A 20,721-nucleotide genomic window follows, 5' to 3' on the forward strand; every position below is an offset into this window, starting at 1 on the left:
TCCGCGCCGGCACGCAACCATCTCGGGCAACGGAGATCGTAGTGGGAACGTCGCTACTCGAGTTGGTCCGTATCCAGATCCGTCACGTCAACGTCCGATTCGGTCGACGAGACGCTGTACAGAGCGACGCCCAGAAGGGCCCAGAAGAGGACGATACCCCACTCGTAGGGCCAGACGAGCGCCGACGGGCCGCCCGGCAGGTAGAGACCGATGAACCCGAGTGTCAGGACGAGTGCGACGGTTCCGAACGCGTACCCGTACGGGAGCTTCAGCGGACGATCCAGTTCGGGTTCGCGACGGCGCAACACGAAGAAGGAGACGACCACGAAGAACCACGCGACGACGAGTCCGAGACCGGCGGCGTTGACGACCCAGACCAGCATCTGTTCGCCGAACAGCGGGGCAAAGACTGAGAGCCCGCCGATAAGGACGACGGCCGTCGAGGGCGTGTTGTATTTGGGGTGAAGCGTGTCGATTCGTTCGGGAAGCATTCCAGAGTCGGCGAGCGCGAAGACGGCGCGACTGGCCCCGAGCAGGAAAGAGTTCCAACTCGTTAGGATACCCGCGATACCGGCCAGTGCCATGATGCGGCCGATCAGTTGGCTGTTAAAGATTGCTTCCATGGCCTTGGCGGCTGGGAGCGAGCTGTCGGCGAGTTCAGCGCCGGGCATCGCCTGTCCGGATGCCCAGATGACCGCAATGTAGAACAGTGCGGCCAGCGTCACCGACGCCGGGATAAGCAGTCCGATGAACCGCGGCGGAACGTCGGCTTCCTCCGCCGACTGCGGAATGACGTCAAACCCGACGAACATGAACGGCGTCATGATCGCGACCGTCGCGACGCCGGTCGCGCCGACGTCCGACAGCGGCGGATGGGGCTGGGACTGGCCGTTGAGCAGGGCCCCAGCGACGAGCGTAACCCCAGCCAACCCGATCACCAGTGCAAGGATCGTCTGGAACTGCGCCGCGGGTTTCACACCGCGATAGTTCAGCGCCGTCATGACGACCGCTCCAAGTCCGCCAACGAGTACCCAAGACGCGTACACCGGCTCACCGGCGATCGTCCAGAGTTCGATCATATTGAACCCCGGCACGACGTAGGCCAGCGCAGACGGCAGCGCGATGACCTCGAAGACGACGACGCCGACGTATCCAAGCACTAACGACCACGTGCAGATGAACGAGCCGACCGGCCCGAGCGCTCGGTGGCTGTACACGTGTTCGCCGCCGACGAACGGCAGCGCAGAGGCGAGTTCGCCGTAGATCAGCCCGACGATACAAACCATAATCGCGCCTGCGACGAAGCCGAGTACGGAGCCAGCGACGCCTGCTTCGTCGATCCAGTACCCCGTCTGGATGATCCATCCCCAGCCGATCATCGCGCCGAACGCGAGCACAAAGAGATCTCTCTTCGTCAGTATCCGCTCAAACGATCTGGTGTCTTCTACCATACCACGCACTGTCGTATGATGGGTGTTAAGTTTAACTGAAAGGGCGATATGTGGGCTCCAGTCCTAGACGCCCTCTATTAATTGAACAGGATACAAAACCTCCCATAGAGAGCGCAGGACGACGAGGCGCGGCGAACCGTCGTCTCAAGCCGGGCGTCGACTGGGCCGATCCGGTATCGATCGGTTTCCGCGATGAAGGTGTTCACAGACGGTCCTTACTGTGCATAGCATCCTCCTACTCCCCGAGTACGACGCTCATATATAGAATGTAGTACCCGGAACCCAGTTCCGATGACAAGTATTGGAAGACGACAATCGTCGTCACAAACCAGTTGTACCGTCGATAGCACGGCCGTCGAAATCGAAGGTGGTGGCCATGGATAGGCGATGGAGACCGTACCTAATCAGTGGGCAGCGACTCCTCACGCTCGGGATCGGACTGATCGTCGTCGTCAGTCTCGTCGTGGCGAGCACCGCTGGGACGGTCGCACAAGCATCGAACAACTCCGTCTCGGAACGGGCCTACCTCGAGCCAGTGCCGGAGCCGGGCGATCTGCACTTCGAGGCGAAGGCCGACGACGGGAGCTGGGTGAGCTACGAGAACCCGCGCGACGAGTACCGCAGTCCGTACCTCGGGGGCGGCTCCGGAAAGATCTGCGTCACGCTGGTCAATGAAAACGGCGAGCCGGTCATCGGCGAGTCAGTGCCGAACACGTCCGTCACGATCCCGACCGGCGGGGCGACGACGTGGCACTCCGAGGCCGATCCAATGACCGTGACGTTCCCGATGAACGACCACTACGAGTTCCCGCTCGACGGCGATCAGTTCGGGACCAGTCCGGACATCGCCCAAGGCGACGGCTACCTGGACTCCCACTGCATCGAGTTCCACGGCAATCCCGAGAATGCGACCCTCACCTACGGCAAAGCACAGCTCAGCGGCCAGTACGCCGACCGAATCGACGTCGTCGGTTACATCCAGCAGACGCCCGCGGGCGATGGCTGGAACACCGATATCGATCCGATCGCCGCCGCAGAGCCCTACGAAGCGGCCGGCGGCGGCTGGACCTACAACGCGGCCGAGAATTCGACCCACGGTCAAGTGGACGTCATCCTCCAACTCGACGCGCCGGCCGACGAACGCTTCGAGCCTCCGAACGCGTCCAACGGAACGGAGAACGGCTCGACCGCCCCATCAGACGGAACGGACGAGACCACCGATAAGAGCGAGTCCGGCTCCGACGGCGGGAACGAGATGCCCGGCTTCGGCGTGCTCGTTGCCGGCGTCGCCCTCTCGGTCGCGATTCTCGCCCGCGTCCGAGACTGACCCGTGAAAACGAGCGACCGGTGTGCGCTCGTCCACCCACCTCGAGTTGCATCCGTGGTCGCTGGCAGCCGCGGCTCACCGTGAGGAGAGATACGAGACGAAAGACAGGGAATGGCTACACCCCACGTGTAGCCGAGGAACCATGGAGTTCCGTGTGTGACGGGGACGCGAAACGACTGGGGTGACCAGTCGACAGACTGTCGTACTCCCGTCTATCTGATTATTCGACTGAATCACAATAATACTGCTGGCCGTTCAGCGCGGGTATTGCCGAAATCGGCTGTCAGAGACGGCGTGCGGCCACATTGGTTCGTCATACCATATCATTTGATGATTTCTGCTCGCCTCCCGTCGGAACATGGGTAGGTATCCGCCAGCGGAACCAATTACATTTTGACGGTCGCCGCCTGATCTCCGGGAAATGACGAATACGAACGACTCGGACGAGGACGGCCCGCGCGTTCCGGTCGTCTGTCCCGCCTGCGAAACGACGTCCCGCGTCCCGCTATCGGACGTCGCCGACGCGATCGACCGACACAACGATCGGCTTCACGACGGAGACGACATCGCCGAGGTCGACCCCGATGTCGCCGACCAAATCGCGGATCTCGTCGCGACCGAACTCGGCCTGCTCGACGACGAGACGTAACCGGACGCGGACGGGCGACGGTCCATCCCTCGCCGAGACGACCGTCTCGAGCCGGTAACGATGCGAACGTTCGCGTCGACTGCGGCGCACCAACCGGCCGTAGCCGGCTTTCGCATCGAGAGCGACAAACGTTCCTTCCCGGAGCGCAACGAATCCGTCAATGGACGACTCCACGACCAACCCCGATTCCGACTCGGAACCGGAGCCGGACAGCGAAGCCGACTTCGATGCCGACACGGAACTCAAGGATGAAGAGACCGACGCCGAGTGGATGCATCCTGCGGACAAGCCGATCCTCGAGTTGTTCCACTCCGACGAGGAGATCTTCGAACCCTCGCATATCGAAGCGGAGGGGCTCTGCCGGGGGAACTACGCGGCCTTTCGCTGCCGCGAGATGACCAAGTACGGGCTGCTCGAGAAGCTCATGCCCGGCGTCTACGAACTGTCCGACGCGGGCGAGCGGTACCTCGACGGCGAACTCGATCCCAGCGAACTCGAGCCCGACAAATAGCTCAGGAAACCGACGCCGGCGGCCGCCGCTCGTCTCGCTCGTTCTCGTCGCCCTCGCCGGCGGCCGGCTCGCACGCCGCTTCCGACGCGTCGAACGTGCCCAGCAGCGCGTCGATCACGTCCGTTGCGGCGGGCGCGTACAGCGGTCGATTGTCGTTCCCACAGCGCGGATCCATCAGACAGGCCGGACAGCCCTCGTCGCGCCCGCAGTCACAGTCGGTTATCAGATCCCGCGCCCGGCGGGCGACCGCCTCGTATTCCTCGTAGATACGCCGCGAGAAGCCCACCCCTCCGTCGACGCCGTCGTAGATGAACCAGCCGCTGGCGTCGGAGCCGTCGGGCAGCCGGTTGGTCGCGAGGCCGCCGAGGTCGGCCGCGTCGACGGTGAGCTCGAGCGGTGCGACGCCGATCATGGCGTGCTCGACGGCGTGGATCCCGCCGAGGTAGCCGTGGAGCCGCGGCGGGAGGTCCGCACAGTTGTCGTTGCGATAGTCGCTGTGGGCGGTCGTCACCGCGCGCTCGACGTCGGTGGGCACTTCGGCCCAGCACAGTTGGGTGCGCATCTCCAGGGGCGACACGCCCGTCTCGAGGCCGACGGCCCGGACGTCGCCGGTCCCGATCTCGCGTTTCGAAAAGGTGTCGTAGCGGACCGTGACGGTGCCGTACCCCCAGTTGAGTTGAACTGGGCCGACCTCGCGGGACTCGCGGACCTCGGTATCGTAGATCGTCGTTTGCCGCTGGGACTGCGTGTAGTAGTCGACGTCGACCGGCTCGAGTTCGACGACCGGCTGCGGTCGGTCCTCGTATAGCGCGATGACCTCGTACTGGTCGCCCTGATAGAGGACGATCGCACCCTCGTGATAGTCCCGGTATGCGCGTGCGCGACCGATCGGTTGGTGGTCGATCGATTCCTCGCCGGCCAGCCGGACCTCGAAGCTATTTCCGCCCGACGCGTAGAGGCTGATTGCGTCCTGTGGCCGGTCGCGGTGGGCGTAGGTCACCCCGCCTTCGAGCGAGCCCTCGAGATCGCCCGTCCGCCGGCCGTACTCGACGGCGCGCTCGAGGCGGTCGTGCCCGCCGAACCGGGCCGCGTCCTCCCGGCGCAGCGGGAGTTCCTGGGCGGCACAGCGCAGGTGCTGCAGGTAGACGTGGTTGTTCTCGAGATCGACGACCGCGCTCTCTGGTTCCTCCTCGAGGAGGTACGCCGGGTGCCGGAGGACGTACTGATCCAGCGTCGCATGGTCGGGGACGAACACCGAGAGCGACTCGCGCTCGCCCCGCCCTGCGCGGCCGAGTCGCTGCCAGAACGAGTGGCGCGAGCCGGGATATCCCATGAGAACAGTGCCATCGATCCCGCCGACGTCGATGCCGACCTCGAGCGCGCTGGTCGTCGCGACGCCGTCGACGTCGCCACTCTTGAGTCGGTTCTCGGTTCCCCGCCGGGAGCGCTTGCCGTGGCCCGCGTTGTACGCGGCGAGAGGGGTCGACCCGCGATAGGGAAGGGTGGGGTTCTCGAGGTAGTCATGCGCCCGGCCGACGGCCAGTTCGGTCCCCTTCCGGGAGTCACAGAACAGCAGCGAGGAGACGCCGTGATAGCAGCAGTGGGCCCACACCTCGGGCGCTTCGACGGTGGCGGGGCGCTTGCTCGGCGATCGGGCGTCGTCACCGGTGCCGTCGCCGTATCCACCGTCGTCTGTCGGCGGATCCCAAAACGCGAGATGGCGGCGACCGCTGGGCGAGCCGTCGTCGTCGATCACCGTCGCCGGCTCGCCGGTGAGCGCCTGCGCGTGCTCGGCTGGATTACCGATCGTCGCGGTCGTCAGCACGTACTGGGGATCGCCGCCGTACCAGTCGATCACCCGGCGGGCACGCCGGAGGATCCAGGCGGCGTGCATCCCGCTGAGCCCGGTCCACGCGTGGGCCTCGTCGACCACAATCAGCTCGCAGTCTGCGTGGAACTCAGCCCAGCGGTGGTGGCCCTCGAGGTACTGGTTCAGCCCTGCGAAATTCGTGATGACGACGGTCGCCTCCTCACGGATGCGGGCCTTCTCTTCGCGTTTCGTGTCGCCGTCGTAGACGCCGACCGTGATGTCCAGTCCGAGCGCGTCGAAGAGATCGTTCAGTTCACGTTCCTGGTCGCGGCTGAGCGCCTTCGTCGGGTAGACGAGCAGCGCGCGCACGTCGGGATTCTCCCGAAATCGCCGCGCGACGTGGAGGCCGTAGACGTAGGTCTTCCCCGACGATGTCGAGGTCGCGACGCAGACGTTCTCGCCGTCGGCAAGCGCCTCGAGCGCCGCGGCCTGATGGCTCCAGGGGTCGACGCCGAGGTTCGCCGCGAGGTCGGCCGGGAGCACCGCCTCGGCCGGGACGTGGCTGGCCGGCTCGGCCGGTAGCGTGACCGTCTCGCGTAACTGCCCGTGGTATCGGTTCGACGGGTACGTCTCGCGTAGCTCCTCGGCGGTCAGCGCGAGGTCGTTCGCTCCGGTCTCGAACTTGTCTCCGGCCGTCGCGTCGGGTTCGTCGAATGGCATAGTTAGAAGTCGGTGAGTCCGGTCTGGGTCGTCTCGCCGCCGATGGTTCGATCGCGGTCGGTCGCCGGCTCGGCCGCTGTGATCGCGTCGGCGACCGCGGCCAGTTCGTGCACGTCGGCCTTGCAGTACCGTCGTGCGGCCTCCCAGTCGATCGTCGACGCGTGCGCCGAATCGCCACCGGCGCTCGAATCGGCGGCGTTGCTCGGCCCCTCGAGCAGCCGCCGGATCCGCTTGGCTAGTGACTTCCCGTCGAGGGCCGCCGCCGGCCCTGACCGTTCACAGCCCAGCGCTTCGGCCACGTCCTCGAGTCGGTTCGTGCGACCCGGCAGGACGGCGTTGTCCCGTCGCACAGCCCAGTCGTAGAGGTCGTATCTGTACACGCTCTCGGCCCAGTACTCACGGTACGCGGGCGCGTAGCGGGCGACGAATCGCTCGAGATGCTCGTAGTCGAACGCGTGGCCGTTCCACGCGATCAGCGACGGCGCGTCGTACTCGGCGGCCAGCCACGAGACGAACTCGCGGGTCGCCGCGCCGGGGTCGTCGCGACTCGGCTCGGTGTCGACGAAGTCGACGTACGCGTCGCGCTCGGGATCGTAGACGCCGATCAGCCAGATGATCGTCGGCTGCAGCCCGTCGGTCTCGATGTCGACGAACAGCGGCGTCGCCCCCTCGGCCGCCGGCGGGACCGGTTCGTCCGTCCGCCGGACGACGCGGGATGCAGCGAGTGCGCGGGCGCTCCGAGCGATTGCTCGAGCCGTCGAATTGCCGACGCCCTCGACCGATCGCAGGTCCGCCGCGGCGGCGTCGGCGACGGCCGCGCGCGTATCGTAGCCGTTCGCTCGAAGCCGTTCGGCGGTCGTCGGGCCGACGCCGGACAGCGCCTGTAGTCCGAACCGGTCGGCCGGCACCGACGAGACCGCCACGGAGCCGGTTCGGTTGCAGGTGAGGCAGGCGAGTTCGGCCGCGCCGGAGCGGCGCAGCGGAGCGACGCCGCGGACCGGCAGCCGGACGGGCTCGCCGTCGACGGTCGCCGTCCAGACGTGGTCGTAACTCGCCTCGAGCGCGCCGGTGAGAACCGTCGTCGGCTCGGTCCCTCGTGACTGGCAGCGGGCCGCGCCGTCACGGCCGGCGAGGGTCGCCTCGAGCGCGACGGGATCGGTCGTCGGCGCGATGTCGTCACAGACGACGAAGTCGGCGGTCGACGGATCGACGACGTCGTCTGGCGGATCGGCGAGCAGCGTCGCCGACCCTGCGAACGCGAACGAGACGCCCGCGACCGTCTCGAGTCGCACGTCGGCGGGACCCGTGGCGGCGACCACCGGGCCGTCGAACGCGCGACGGAAGCGGCTCACGATCCGGACGTCAGCGGCCTCGCGGATCACGTAGACCAGGTCGGGATCGACGTACTCGAGGAGGTCGGCCAGCGCCGCGCTCGTCAGTTCGGCGACGGCGTCACAGCGCAACGCCAACAGGTCGGCACCGTCCCCCGCGGTCATAGCCGTTGCATGCCGGCGGGCGGTCATAAGCGTTCGTGGACGAGCGCATGACGTGGCGGTCCGTCGAAAGCGCGACCGCTGACGGCGTCACTCCGCTTTGACGGCGGTCGGGACGTGATCGGCCAGGAAGTCGGTGACCGCGTCGCCGCCCTGGAATCCCTCGGCCAGTCGCGCGGTCTCGTCCCCGTCCTCGAACAGAACCAGCGTCGGCACCGACCGAATGTCGAACCGGTCGACGAGTCCGATGTCGTCGCCCGGGTTGACCATCCCGATCGCGACGTCGGTCGCACGCGCGACGTTTCCGAGCACTGGCTCCATCGCCTGGCACAGCGCACAGCCGCTGGTATAGAACTCTACGAGCGCCACGTCGCGAGAGTCGACGAAGGCGTCGAGTTCATCGCCGGTCTCGAGCCGAACCGGTTTGTCGGTCGCGGTCATGTCACAACGAAGGGGCCGGTCGGGGAAACCTGTGACGGACGGCCGCTTCGGTGCCGGCGACCGATCGCGATCTCCGGACGGTGAGCCGGTCGTTGTCGGTCGGTTTTTCGCACTCTCTCCCCATTCGACGGTGTCACAGCGGTGATTCGCCGTACGATTGATTTATGTGAACAGTCGACGAGGGACGATTTTGTAGCTGGCTCGCGTACTCCCGCGCGATGACCCGGCCCGCATCCGACCGCACCGACGGTGCGCCGACGCGTCGAAAAGCGACGCTGTTTTGCTGGGAATGTGACCACTCGAGTCCCATCGGCGGCGATTGGAACCGTCGATCGCGACCCCGTCACGTCGCATACGTCTGCCCCGTCTGTGAGACCACGCTCGCGGAACGACCCCGGACGACTCCGTCGGAACGCGACCGACCGGCGGTCGGACCGATCGCGGCGTGGCAGCGCGCCCTCCGCGCGTCGGCGACCGTTTGGCGGGCGAATGTCGACGCCGGTCTCTCGAGTCTGGCCGCGCTGTCCGGCATCGGGGTGGCGGCCGACTGGCAGTACCACGGGTCCGGGTGACCGCACACCGCACGAGTCACCCACCTGCCGAAACGGAGCGACTCTCCCGAGGGAGAGAACGGATTGACACGGCTATTATCTGGGATATCGATAAACGCTCGTCCAATTACGTGGGTTCTTTTTCAGAGAACAGCATCCGCACTCCGAATACGCGATAATATAAATATCGGTTGTCCACTTCTACCGAGATTTGAGTAGATTCGCCCACAACAATAGAGCTTTAGTACTAGAATCCATTTGCCTATCCGAACAGAAGATGACGAACGGGAACCTTACCAGTGTGGAAGAAGACGTACTGGACGAAATCGAGGAACAGGACATTGACTTTCTTCGGTTACAGTTCACTGATATCTTGGGAACGGTCAAGAACGTGTCAGTTCCGGCCCGTCAGGCCGAGAAGGCCTTTACCGAGGGAATCTACTTCGACGGTTCGTCGATCGAAGGCTTCGTTCGTATCCAGGAGTCGGACATGCGGCTCAAGCCCGATCCCGAAACGTTCGCCGTCCTCCCGTGGCAAAACCGCGAAGACGGTGCGTCGGCCCGAATGATCTGCGACGTCATCGACACCTCGACGGGCGAACCGTTCGAGGGCGATCCGCGTCGCGTCCTCAAAAACGCCCTCGAGCGGGCCGACGAAATGGGTTATACGGTCAACGCCGCGCCCGAACCCGAGTTCTTCCTCTTCGAAGAAGACGAGGACGGCCGCGCGACGACGGAGACGGGCGACCACGGCGGCTACTTCGACCTCGCGCCGAAAGACCTCGCCAGCGACGTCCGCCGCGACATCATCTACGGTCTCGAGGACATGGGCTTCGAGATCGAGGCGAGCCATCACGAGGTCGCCAAAGGTCAACACGAGATCAACTTCGAGTACGACGATGCTCTGACGACGGCCGACAACGTCGCGACGTTCCGGACGGCCGTTCGCGCGATCGCCGCCCAACACGATCAGCACGCGACGTTCATGCCCAAGCCGATCCCGCGGATCAACGGCTCGGGGATGCACACCCACCTTTCGCTGTTCACCGAGGACGGCGAGAACGCCTTCCACGACGAGGACGACGAGTTCGACCTCTCGGAGACCGCTCACTCCTTCATCGCCGGCATCCTCGAGCACGCGCCGGCGATCACGGCGATCGCGAACCCCACGGTCAATAGCTACAAGCGCCTGGTGCCCGGCTACGAGGCACCTGTCTACGTCGCGTGGTCGGACCGCAACCGCTCGGCACTGATCCGCAAACCCGCGGCTCGCGTCCCGGCCGCCTCGCGCGTCGAACTGCGCTCGCCCGACCCGTCCTGTAACCCCTACCTCGCACTCGCTGTCATGATTCACGCGGGGCTGGACGGGATCGAAAAGGACCTCGCATGTCCCGATCCAGTCCGGGAGAACATCTACGACTTCGACGAGGAGAAACGCGAGGAGTACGGGATCGAGACGCTCCCGTCGAACCTCGGCGCGGCCGTCGAGGCCCTCGAGGAAGACGAGGTCATCTACAACGCGCTGGGCGACCACGTCGGCCCGAAATTCGTCGAGGCCAAAGAACAGGAGTTCGAGGACTACCTCGTCGACGTCTCCCAGTGGGAGCTCGACCGCTACCTCGAGACGTTCTGAGGCTGCAGCCGACGCCGGTCAAGGAGAGACTCCTGCTCGCCCGCCCCAACCGGCGTGGCCTGACAGCAGAACCAGCAGTCGCTCGGCGTCTCCGACGCCGACTCGTCGCTCAGTTCGTGACGATGTACTCGGATCTCGTCCGTTCGACGTAGCCCGCACTCGAGAGCGAGTTCAGGACGCTCAGAATGTTGATTTTCTTCATCGCCAGGATCTCAGCCAGTTCTTCGACCGTCGCGCCGTCGGCCGCCTCGAGGTAGACATACACCAGTTTCGCTCGCGCCGACTCGAGGCCGTCGGGAACCGGGTCGACCCGCCTCGCGGGACGGTGTTTCTGTGAAGTCATTATCACCGCAACGGACCCCATTCTGGTATATAAATCTACACGTGGGTGGGGTATTGATGAATACTAGGTCTCAATACGATCAGCGACATCACGTGCCAAATTATGAACGTGGTGACAGTCTCGGGCGGATATAAAGCTACGCGTAAGAGGAGTACCGATGGATACTAGGACTCAATCGGCGGTTTTCGCGTGCCGTTTACCGCTGCCGTGTGTACGGGCGTCGTCCGCGAAGAGGGAGAGATCGATCGTCTCTGCCATCCGGCGGTAGCCCGCGTCGTTCGGGTGGATGTTGTCACCGCTGTCGTACTTCGGACGCAATCGTCCCGGATCGTCCGGATCGCGGAGCGCCCTATCGAAGTCGATAACGCCGTCGAACACACCGCTGGATCGAATAAACTCGTTTACCCGCTGTCGCTTCGCTTCGCCCTCGGCGTAGTAGTAGGCTGCGCCGCTGAATGGGGTAAGCGTCCCGCCGATGATACGGACGCCGTGACTGTGAGCACGGTCGACGAGCTGCCGGTAGCCGTCGATGATCTCTTCGGCCGAAACGCTCCGGTACTCACCGTTCTGCTCGAACCCGATGTCGTTGATACCCTCGAGCACGATGACGTCCGTCACGTCCGGTTGGGTGAGGACGTCCCGATCGAAGCGGGAGAGGGCGTTCACGCCGCAACACGCGGAATCGCTGAGAACTCGATTGCCGGAGATACCCGCGTTGAGAACGGACTTCCGGATGTCTGCCCGGTCGGTGACGCGCTCGGCCAGGACGTCCGGGTATGCGGCGTTTGCGTTGATCGTCGAGTTGTGGCCGTCCGTGATGGAGTTTCCGAGGCAGACGATACTTCCCGTCGTTCGGGGCGAAACGACCTCGACTCCCTCCAGGTAGAACCACTGGGCGTGTTCGGTGGTGAACGAATCGTCACTGGTCGCGTCCGTCTCGTCTCCGTCCGCCACGTACGAGGTCTTGATCGGCAGGGCGTGCCACGTCGTCGGTCCGGTCGGATCCGCCGCGTAGAGGCTGACGACCAGATCGTGTTCCGGTTCGACGGTGAGATCGACCGGATCGCTCAGCACGCGAGCACCGGCGGGAACCGTGACATCAGTGTCGCCACCGAATGCGAGCCGTCGGAGCGTTCCGGACTCCACGGCAGCGCTCCCGTCCGCTGCCCGGACACCGATGGTCGCCCGGTCGAACGTCACCGGCCCGTCACCGAAGGTGTTCGCGAGGCGGATGCGCACACCGTCTCCGCCGACGCTGGGACGGGTCATCATCCGGATTGTCTGATCGGCGAACCCGTCCCGCGAGATTCCCTCCTCAGCGGGCGCCTGCGGGCTCACCGTCCACGTCCCGATGAATTCCGAGTCGGTCCGCTTCGATGATTTCGGACCGTCGCGACCCCCGTTGTTAAGCTGTGCCATTCCGGAACCGCCGAGCGCTCCCGTTGCCAGTACGCCGACCGACTGCAGGACAGCGCGACGTGTTGACGTCATTGGTTGCAACCGTCGTTTCCACCCACTGGTAATTGTTAATAGCAAACTATCATCGAGCAGTGTTCGTCTCCGACCAATCGGCTAAAGCCCCGTAGAGTTCGGCTCTCAGTTCTCGGATAGCGTCGTTCATACCGGAGCGGGTCGTGTAGCCGCCCGATACAGGCTGACCGTGCCCCGCATCGATGACGGCGACCGCACGCGTTGTCCGAGCGACGTTCGAATTCGCCGATCGCCCATCGAGCGGAAAGACGATGTTTTACGGCCACGACACGACCAGAGGGAGACATGACCGCGGACGAGCGGCCGACTGTGCCGACCGAACTGGACCGTCCGGGCCGCGAGGCGCTCGCAGAGCTCGCGGCTCGAGAGCCGGCGACGATTCGCGCGGTGAGTGCCTACCTCACGGACCTCGCGGCGTGGCGAGAGCGCGCCGACGGTGAGACGTCGACGGAATCGACCCCTTCCGATTCGGAGACGTATCCCGACGGCGTCCCGTCGCACGCGAGCATCTCGGTGACCGAGATTGCGGGGACCGAGTACTACTACTACCAGTGGCGCGAGGACGACGAAATTCGATCAGAGACGGTGCGGCGGTAATCCGGCAACTCCGTTACTTCCGTTCTCGTGTCGACTCGAGCAATCCCGCGACCGCGTCCGCGACCCGTTTCGGACGTCGCATCGTCTCCGTGGCACACCGGACCGGGAACGGCCACGGCAGCCCGCATTTGATCTCGAGTCGATCTTCGGTGAAATCGACGGCCCGTAACTGTGAGCGAGGCACGAACTGGTGATTGAACGCCTTGGCCCGACGAACGCAGAGCCCGCTTTCGAACAGCGTGTAGGTTCGACGCCGGCCGACGGTGATCGCCTGTCCGATCGCCGCGCCGCCGAACGCGGGAAGCGGATTGACGTCCGTTTCGATGATGTGGATGAGGTCGAAGCCGACGACGAGGCAGCTACAACCGAGAGCGAGTCCGCTCGCGCGGAGGAGTCGCAGATATCGGGCGTCCGGCCGCGCGGACCACTCGGCCACGATCGGCTCCCGCTCGTGAAGGGAGGCGACGTGGCGGTTCGCCGTGACGAGGTAAACGAGCCCTCCCGCGCCGGTGACGACGAACAGTTCGCCGAGCCGGTCGGCCAGCCACCGTTCGTACCCGTGATGGCCGAACAGCGCGAAGCCCGGAACGAGACATGTAAGGAGTATCGGAACTGCGATCGGGAGCAGATACAGCCGCGTTCGAACGAGACGCGTCGCGGTCGCGGGTCGCGTATAGCTGCGGGCGACCGCGAGGACGCCGACAGCTCCGCCGATCACCACGGGCCACCGGGTAACGTATTCGGTCCCGAGGACGAGGCCGGTTGCGCCCGCGGCTAAAAGCCCGAGATACCCGCCGATGACGACCGAGAAAGACGCCACGGATGGTTGCCGAAACGACATAATTCTAACACAACCATTTTACGAAGACGTATTTGTTTTCATCGGTATCGATGGGTATTTTCGTCGAAGACGAGGGAGAGTTCGACAACTCGGACGGTGTCGGCGCGCAGCACCGATTTGCAGGTCGCCTCACACCGACTCGTACGGCCCGAGTCGCGTCCCGTCGAGCAGATAGGCCTCGCCCTCGGCCAGTCCCGCCGGCAAGAACGGCGAGAGAAACGACTGTCCGGTCACGTTGCTCCACGTTCCGCCGACGAGATCGTTGAACGCCGGGAGCACGACCACTCGCGGCGGCGACTCGCCCTCACGCTCGAGCCACGACACGCCATCGTATTCGGACCGGTCGCGAAACGGATCGGGATCGAGCCGGCCGCGCAGCCACGCCCGTTCGACGCGGCTGCCGCCGACTTCGTCCTCGAGCCGCACGCAGGGGTGTTCGTGGCCCAGACAGACCACGTCGCGCTCGAGGACCGCCGGGGCGGGCCAGGTGTGGCCGTGACAGACGCCGACACCGCCGAGTCCGACGCCTGCGCCGGGTTCGACGGTAACGTCGGCGTCGATCTCGTCGTCGTCCGCGAGCCAGGTTTCGATGCGCCCGTCGTGGTTGCCCTTAATGACGGTAACCGAAAGCTCGGCGGGAAACGATTCGAACAGCACCTCGAGTTCGCCGCGCTCGGCCCCGCCGGGGTCACCGATCGAGTGCATCAGATCGCCCAGCACGACCAGCCGGTCGGGACGGGTGCGCTCGAGTAACGATAGGAGTCGCTCGCGGCGGTCGGCGGCCCGACTGGGAACGTCGACGCCGCGGTCGTACCGGAGGCCGGCCTCGTAGCCGGCGTGGTAGTCGGCGACGAACAGCGCTCGCTCGTCGTCGATCGTCGCGGTCGCGGCGGGTTCGCCGGGGATCGGCTCGACTAGCGAGCGCGTCGATGTCGAGCCCGAGGCCGGCGGGGTTCGTCGGCGAGAGTCGTCGCCCATCGCGGGGTCAGATCGCTTTCAGCGTCTCGTCGTCGGGCTCGTAACACTGGCCGCCCATCAGCGCGTCCTGAATCGCGTTTTCGACCTCCTCGGCCGACGCGCCGGTGTCCGCGGCGACCGTCTCGACGAGTTCGTCTCGATCGGCGCCGCTTCCGTCATCGAGTTCCTCCATGGTCTCGACGACGTAGCTCTCGAGATCGACGTCCGCGGCCGGCTCCGCTCCGTCGGCGTCCGCGTCGGGTTCGTCCGTCGTCTCGTCTTCGGCCGCAGGTTCCGGTTCCGCCTCGGCCTCGGATTCGTCCGACTCGTCGGCCTCGAGTCCCGACTCGGGCGGTGTGCCGATTTCGTCGTCCGGTTCGGCGGAGCCACTCCCGGCGTCGGCATCGTCTGCCGCCGGTTCGGGTTCGCTCGCGGCCGACTCGCTCTCGACCTCGGCCGCCGGCTCGTCGGGTTCTGGCACGTCGATGTCGGCTGTGCCGGGCTCGTCGACCTCGGAGCCGGTCGTGAACTCCGCGCCGAACTCCTCCTCGAGTTGTTCGCGTTCCTCGTCGTCCATCTCGTACATGCCGTCGTCCGCGCCGCCCGCGTCGAAATCGCCGAGATCGTCGTCTGTCGTATCTTCGTCGTCCGTCGTGTCTTCGTCGTCCGGTTCCGCGTCGTCGATCGTCTCCGCGGTAGCGCCGTCGTCCGACTCCGCGTCCTCGCTCGAGACCGTGTCGGCGTCGGCACTTGATGACGCCTCGGACTCGGCGGTATCGACCGCAACGCCCTCGGTCTCGTCGCTCGGCGTGGTCGCCGTTCCGACCGCCGAGCCTGCTCCCCCGGCCGAGTCGGTCGCCGTCTCGCCGCCGGCGGTGGCCGCTGCCGGTTCCGGCTCCGCCGACGTCGGCCCGAGTTCGGATTCGGCCACACCGTCGGCCTCGATCGCATCGGGATCGACGCCGTCGAGGTCGGCGAGCGAGTCGACCGTCGCATCGAATTCGGGGCTCGTCGTGTCGGGCGCGAGATCGAGTCCGCTCACCTGATCGCGGTCGCCGGCGACGACCTCGCAGGCCTCGATTGCGCACTCGCGCAGCGCCGCGAGATACGACGGCGTCGTGCCGTAGTGGTCCTGTGCGAGCGGAATCCCCGCCGCAAGGCCGGATTCGACGCCGGCCTCGAGCAGGGCGTCGGTCAGCGCGTCGCCGCTCGCGTCTAGTTCGGCGGCCGCCGCGTACGTGCCGACGCGCTCGAGCGTCCGTTCGGCCGCGCTGACGACCCAGCGGTCGCGGGTGTCGGCGTCGACCATGGCGATGCTCTCCGGTCGGAGCGAGGTGTAGACCCGATCGGAATCCTCGGGCTGGAACGTCCGGGCTTTGCCCGTCACCGCGACGAACGCCGGCGGCTCGGTCTGTTCTAAGAATGCCAGTTCGTCGGGCTGGTACTGGCCGGCGTAGACGACGAACGCGCCGGTCGGGTCGACGACCCGGGCGCGGACCATCTCGTCGTTGACCGACGTGACTTCGGTCAGCGTCCCGACGGCGAAGACGCGATTGAGTCGCGCACCGGTCGGCGAGACCACGTAGTTCGGGGCGCGCTCCTCGTCGCTCTCGGCGTAGGACAGCGAGGCGTCGTCGTACTCGGCCGCGAACAGTCGGTAGGCGATCTCTCGACCTGGAACGTCCTCGTCGTCGGTACCGTTCGCGCTCATGCGTCCACCTCCTCGAGCAGGGCCGTCGCACGGGCAGCCGGATCGTCGTCGCTCTCCTCGAAAGTCTCGGCGTCGAGATTCGCGCCGTACTCGTCGACCGAGAGGTGACCGCGGATGCGGTACTCGCGGCCGACGATGCGCTCGCGGATCGTGTCCGCGACGACCTCCTGATCCATCGCCTCGCGGGCCTGCTCGAGTGCGTCCTCGAGCGTGCCGCCGTAGACGCGCTCGGTCAGGTCGTCGTCGAGGACGGCGGTGACGGTGCCGGTGCCGTCGTCGAGGATCGCCTTGACGCGCAGGTCGTCGATCCCGTCGACGTCACCGTGAGTCCGGCACTGTCCCTTCTGGATGACGCGGTAACACTCCGGACAGCGCTGGATGAGCCCAGAGCCGTCGCGGACCGCGAGCAGGTTGCCCACGACTTCGACGTCGTAGATACCGCCGGTACCGACGGCGTCGGCGACGTCCATCGTCGTCGTATCGCTGCCGACGTCGATCTCGCGGTCGAGCCCGGTGACCGTCGAGAACTCCGAGACGTTGACCTCCGGGACGCCCCGGAACTCCTGGACGTAAGCGTTCTCGATCCGTACCGTGCCGCCCTCTTCGATCGCCGGCGCAGGCTCCCAGTTCGTAAACGGAAGCCGCCCGCTCTCGTCGCCGAAGACGCCGCTCAAGATGTCCGTCTCGCCGTCGCGGCCATCGATCGTCTTGCGCTCGCACTCGAGCACCGAGACCTCGATCGTGACGGCACGGTCGCCCGTCTGTAAGTCGGCCAGTTGCGAGTCGCCGCCGACCTCGTAGGGCACCTCGAGCGAGTCATCGTTGAACGACAGCGAGGTGCTCTCTCCGAGATTAAGTTCGGGTTCGCCGTCCCACTCGCGGACGCCCGCATTGCCCGCGGTGATCGTATCGCCCGGCGAGAGCCCGAAGTCCTCCCAGGCGGTGTAATCGATGACGCCGCTTTCGTCGGCCAGTCGGCCTTCGACGATGACGTGATCCGAGCCCTGATAGCGGATCGACCGCTCGCCCGCCGTCAGGACGACGCCCGTGACCGTGACGTTGCCGTCGTCGGGCGTGATCTCGGCGATGTCTTTCGCCGACGGCGCGCCGCCACCGCCGCTCTGTCCGTCGCCGTACTTCCGCCGGAGGCTCTGTTTGGCCTCATCGATCGGAACGCTGTACTCCACTAAGTTCTGCAGGTCGTCTTTGACCTCCTCTTTGTCGACGCCGAGGTCGGAGGCGAGATCCTCGGCATGATCGTCGAGTTCCATCACTCGGTTTTCGAGGTGGGGCTTAAAAAGCGTTCCCGCAGGAGGGCGGAAGTAGACAGGACGGCTCCATCGGCACAATTCGTTCGTTTCCACAGCGTCACAGCGCTTCCGACATCCGCCAGCTCGAGGCCCTGAAGAAGATATAAATCCGCATGACAGACGGCCTGCGGCGGCATGCGCTGGTTGCGGTGAGTCGGTGACAAACCGCAGTCCGAAGCCGTGCGAGGGATGTTCCAGATCGGGATGAGGCGTCCGGCCTCGACGAACAGGACCGACTCGAGCAGTTAGGGACTCGGCGCGGCCTTCTGTAGCGCCGTCTCGGCGATGTTGCCGCCGTAGTCGGCGCTTCGGGACAGCGAGTCGACGATCAGTCCCAGCGACTGGGCCTGGACCGGCTCTAAATCTCGGAGCATGGCGTCGATCTGGCGCGTGTGCTCATCGATCTCGAGGACGGCCTCGTGGGCGTCGTGGCCGAACTGATTCGCCTCCCCGGTCTCCTCGGCGAACAGCGCGTCCATCGACTTCTCGAGGACGGTGGAGGCGTCTGCCTGCAGCTCCGCGAGCGCCTCGGCGACCGGTTCGGGTATCTCGTCGAGTTTGAGTGCGAGGTTGCTGATCTTCGCCGCGTGGTCGGCGACTCGCTCGAGTTGGCGGGCACTGGAGTGGAAGTCGAAGCAGTCCTCGCGGGGAACGCCGAGTTCCTCGGCCGCCGTGGGCGAGCGAAGCGTCGCGCGGAAGATCCGGGAGACGACGAGCCAGAGGCGGTCGACGTCGTCGTCTCGCTCGATTACGTCGTGGGCGATGTCGTCGTCGTTCTCGACCAGCGCCGTCACCGCGTCCTCGAGCATCGATTGGGCGATCAAGCGCATTCGAGTGACGGCGTTGACGATCGATAGCTCCGAGGAGTCGAGTAAGTCCTGGATCACCACGCTGTCGCTCGTCTCCTCGAGGACTTCGACGCCGACGAGTCCCTGGGTCGCGTCACGGATCGCCCGGCGCTGGTCGGTCGTAATCCGGGCGGCCTCGAGGCGGATGATGTCGAATCCGCTGACGTACATCGTCATCACGGCCCGAGTTAGCCGCTCGCCCTCGAGGCTCGAGACGTCCAGCGAGCCCTCCTGTCGATCCGTCTCGCTGTGTGGCGTCAGTAACAGCGAATCGTCTTCCAGATAGAACTCGACGGTCGTTCCGGCGCTGACGTCGTTTTCGGTTGCCCACGTCTTCGGGAGCGAAACTGTGTACGTCGAGCCACCGGTCACCTGCACCTTTCGCGTCTCCATAGACGGGGTTTCGATCGCTCGAACATAAATATACGTGGATCTATAGAGATCTGTTCGGGTGTCGGTATGATCGTGTATCAGGCGTCGATTCTGCTCTATTCTGGAACTGACCCGTCGGTGTGTGTACCGTTGAGTTGGTTCTTCGAAATAGGAGTATATAGACGGCGTGAAACGGTCGATTTTCCCGACATGAGCGATACGCACCCAGTTCGAAAGAGAACGAGACCGGAGGGGACACGGACATCGATCGCGGTCGTCGCGCGAAATCGGTGCGTTACGACGAGTGTCGGCCACGGCCGTCTGATCATGCACAGCCGCTGCCGAACACCTGTATAACGGTTTTAGGCCTCAGATTAGAGACGGTAACCTCGATAATTCAGCGTCGAAGTTGTTCGATTCGGTCGTTTTCGTCGTTCGACGGTATCGTCGCGCCTCTGCCATCGATGAAATACGGCTATATAGAGATATGTGGGCACTGATCGGTATATATGGTTCATAGCATCCCTTTTTTATACCCTCTCGAATCAACCACGTGATGGCAGACAACCAGTTCGGACGCGACGCGGTATCGCGACGGAAGTTTATCGCTGCGACGGGTGTCACCAGTGCCGTGGCGGCTGCCGGCTGTCTGGGGAGTGCTGGGAGCAGCACCGAACCGCTGACGGCCGACGGGTCCTCCACCGTCTACCCAATCACGTCCGACGCGGCGTCCTACTGGAACTCCAACCACCCCGCCGACGACGGCGAGTACTGGGGGTCCAACAAGAATAGTACCGCACCTGGCTACGACAAGATCGACAATCCCGATAACAAGAACCTTGCTGACTACTGGGCCGGTCTGTACGGCTTCGAGAACAAGGATGGCTCCCAGCCGCCGTTTATGGTGAACGTTGGTCTCAGCCACTCTGGTACCGGCCTCGAAAAGGTCGCGAACGGGCAGGTCGACATCGGCGACTCCAGCGCGCCCGTCTCGGCCGAACTCCCCGATGCCAGTCAGGAGGAACTCGACAAGTACAGAGACCACGTTGTCGCGCGAGACGGACAGCCCATCTCCGTGAGCAAGGAGGTCTACGACGCCGGCGTCACGAAGTTGACCGGCGATCAGGTCCGCCAAATCTACAAGGGCGAGATCAGCAACTGGTCCGAGATCCCCAGCTACAACGGCCCGGACAAAGAGATTCAGGCGGTCGGCCGCGCAGTCGGATCCGGTACCGACACCGCGTTCCGTAAAAACATGCTCGGCGATCCAGAGGCCAAAATGCCCGGCGTCGACATCCGGAAGGGCCAGAATCAGCAGGTCCAGACGACGCTATCCAACTCCGACAACGCGATCGCCTACCTCGCGCTCGCCTTTATCAATGAGCAACAGAACCCCGCGATCGCACTCGAATTAAACGGCACGACCTACGAACTCGGCAAGAACCTCGGCTCGGCCGACTACCCGCTCTCTCGAGATCTCCACTGCTACACCTACGAGGGGACGAGCAAGAAGGAAGCGGCGTTCATCAACATGCTGCTGAGCGAGTACGGCCAGTTACACTTCGTCAAGCCGAACGATTACTTCATGCTTCCGCCCGAGGAGCGCAAGAAGCAACGCAATAAGCTGCCCGACCCAGAAAACTAAGTGGCGTCGGCTTTCGATTA

General features: G+C 64.9%; 18 protein-coding genes. 7 read left to right on the forward strand and 11 right to left on the reverse strand.

Features of this window, described 5'->3' with window-relative positions:
- Positions 1-53: 53 nt before the first annotated feature.
- A complete protein-coding gene (locus ACJ70B_RS15000; protein ID WP_408957797.1) occupies positions 54-1,451 on the reverse strand; it encodes an APC family permease in 1,398 nt (465 codons plus the stop codon).
- Between the two features lie 376 nt (positions 1,452-1,827).
- Between ACJ70B_RS15000 and ACJ70B_RS15005 the strand changes: the two genes are divergently transcribed.
- The 3 genes from ACJ70B_RS15005 (at position 1,828) to ACJ70B_RS15015 (ending at position 3,938) form a co-directional block, all read left to right on the forward strand.
- The gene (locus ACJ70B_RS15005) at positions 1,828-2,778 is read left to right on the forward strand and encodes a PGF-CTERM sorting domain-containing protein (protein WP_408957798.1); all 951 of its coding nucleotides are present in this window, start codon (positions 1,828-1,830) and stop codon (positions 2,776-2,778) included.
- A 421-nt stretch (positions 2,779-3,199) separates the two neighbouring features.
- Positions 3,200-3,427 carry a hypothetical protein gene (locus ACJ70B_RS15010; RefSeq protein WP_408957799.1) on the forward strand — a complete coding sequence of 76 codons (228 nt, stop codon included), beginning with the start codon at positions 3,200-3,202 and terminating at the stop codon, positions 3,425-3,427.
- 160 nt (positions 3,428-3,587) lie between these two features.
- The gene (locus ACJ70B_RS15015) at positions 3,588-3,938 is read left to right on the forward strand and encodes a hypothetical protein (RefSeq protein ID WP_408957800.1); all 351 of its coding nucleotides are present in this window, start codon (positions 3,588-3,590) and stop codon (positions 3,936-3,938) included.
- A 1-nt stretch (position 3,939) separates the two neighbouring features.
- Here the strand turns inward: ACJ70B_RS15015 and ACJ70B_RS15020 are convergent, their stop codons facing one another.
- The 3 genes from ACJ70B_RS15020 to ACJ70B_RS15030 all read right to left on the reverse strand — a co-directional run bounded on the left by ACJ70B_RS15020 (position 3,940) and on the right by ACJ70B_RS15030 (position 8,402).
- Positions 3,940-6,468, reverse strand: coding sequence for a DEAD/DEAH box helicase (locus ACJ70B_RS15020; RefSeq protein WP_408957801.1), 2,529 nt, complete (start codon positions 6,466-6,468; stop codon positions 3,940-3,942).
- Between the two features lie 2 nt (positions 6,469-6,470).
- Complete coding sequence (locus ACJ70B_RS15025) at positions 6,471-7,964, reverse strand: ribonuclease H-like domain-containing protein (protein WP_408957802.1); 1,494 nt, start codon at positions 7,962-7,964, stop codon at positions 6,471-6,473.
- A gap of 87 nt (positions 7,965-8,051) precedes the next feature.
- Entirely contained in the window at positions 8,052-8,402 is a 351-nt protein-coding gene (locus tag ACJ70B_RS15030) for a thioredoxin family protein (RefSeq protein ID WP_408957803.1), read from the reverse strand.
- A gap of 218 nt (positions 8,403-8,620) precedes the next feature.
- Here ACJ70B_RS15030 and ACJ70B_RS15035 point away from each other — a divergent pair, with 218 nt between their 5' ends.
- Complete coding sequence (locus tag ACJ70B_RS15035; RefSeq protein WP_408957804.1) at positions 8,621-8,974, forward strand: hypothetical protein; 354 nt, start codon at positions 8,621-8,623, stop codon at positions 8,972-8,974.
- 256 nt (positions 8,975-9,230) lie between these two features.
- A complete protein-coding gene (gene glnA, locus ACJ70B_RS15040; RefSeq protein WP_408957805.1) occupies positions 9,231-10,586 on the forward strand; it encodes a type I glutamate--ammonia ligase in 1,356 nt (451 codons plus the stop codon).
- A 109-nt stretch (positions 10,587-10,695) separates the two neighbouring features.
- Here the strand turns inward: glnA and ACJ70B_RS15045 are convergent, their stop codons facing one another.
- Together ACJ70B_RS15045 and ACJ70B_RS15050 are read right to left on the reverse strand one after the other, a co-directional pair.
- Positions 10,696-10,929: a helix-turn-helix domain-containing protein gene (locus tag ACJ70B_RS15045; protein ID WP_408957806.1), complete on the reverse strand. Its 234-nt coding sequence runs from the start codon at positions 10,927-10,929 to the stop codon at positions 10,696-10,698.
- 171 nt (positions 10,930-11,100) lie between these two features.
- Positions 11,101-12,420, reverse strand: coding sequence for an SGNH/GDSL hydrolase family protein (locus tag ACJ70B_RS15050; RefSeq protein ID WP_408957807.1), 1,320 nt, complete (start codon positions 12,418-12,420; stop codon positions 11,101-11,103).
- A 285-nt stretch (positions 12,421-12,705) separates the two neighbouring features.
- On the opposite strand from ACJ70B_RS15050, the gene ACJ70B_RS15055 reads away from it, so the two are divergent.
- A complete protein-coding gene (locus ACJ70B_RS15055) occupies positions 12,706-13,017 on the forward strand; it encodes a hypothetical protein (protein ID WP_408957808.1) in 312 nt (103 codons plus the stop codon).
- Positions 13,018-13,030: 13 nt separating this feature from the next.
- Here the strand turns inward: ACJ70B_RS15055 and ACJ70B_RS15060 are convergent, their stop codons facing one another.
- From ACJ70B_RS15060 to ACJ70B_RS15080, 5 genes are all read right to left on the reverse strand, one after another.
- Positions 13,031-13,837: a hypothetical protein gene (locus ACJ70B_RS15060; protein ID WP_408957809.1), complete on the reverse strand. Its 807-nt coding sequence runs from the start codon at positions 13,835-13,837 to the stop codon at positions 13,031-13,033.
- A 150-nt stretch (positions 13,838-13,987) separates the two neighbouring features.
- Positions 13,988-14,836, reverse strand: coding sequence for a metallophosphoesterase (locus tag ACJ70B_RS15065; protein ID WP_408957810.1), 849 nt, complete (start codon positions 14,834-14,836; stop codon positions 13,988-13,990).
- Positions 14,837-14,843: 7 nt separating this feature from the next.
- On the reverse strand, positions 14,844-16,526 hold the full coding sequence (locus ACJ70B_RS15070; RefSeq protein ID WP_408957811.1) for a hypothetical protein: 1,683 nt from the start codon (positions 16,524-16,526) through the stop codon (positions 14,844-14,846).
- Positions 16,523-17,797, reverse strand: coding sequence for a Single-stranded DNA binding protein (locus ACJ70B_RS15075; RefSeq protein WP_408957812.1), 1,275 nt, complete (start codon positions 17,795-17,797; stop codon positions 16,523-16,525). The genes ACJ70B_RS15070 and ACJ70B_RS15075 overlap by 4 nt, the downstream gene beginning before the upstream one ends.
- 284 nt (positions 17,798-18,081) lie before the next feature.
- Positions 18,082-19,077 carry a PhoU domain-containing protein gene (locus tag ACJ70B_RS15080; protein ID WP_408957813.1) on the reverse strand — a complete coding sequence of 332 codons (996 nt, stop codon included), beginning with the start codon at positions 19,075-19,077 and terminating at the stop codon, positions 18,082-18,084.
- Between the two features lie 535 nt (positions 19,078-19,612).
- On the opposite strand from ACJ70B_RS15080, the gene ACJ70B_RS15085 reads away from it, so the two are divergent.
- Positions 19,613-20,701, forward strand: a complete 1,089-nt coding sequence (locus tag ACJ70B_RS15085) for a PstS family phosphate ABC transporter substrate-binding protein (RefSeq protein WP_408957814.1) — start codon at positions 19,613-19,615, stop codon at positions 20,699-20,701.
- Positions 20,702-20,721: the final 20 nt, after the last annotated feature.

The organism is Natrinema sp. 74, from assembly GCF_046097095.1.
GTDB lineage: Archaea > Halobacteriota > Halobacteria > Halobacteriales > Natrialbaceae > Natrinema.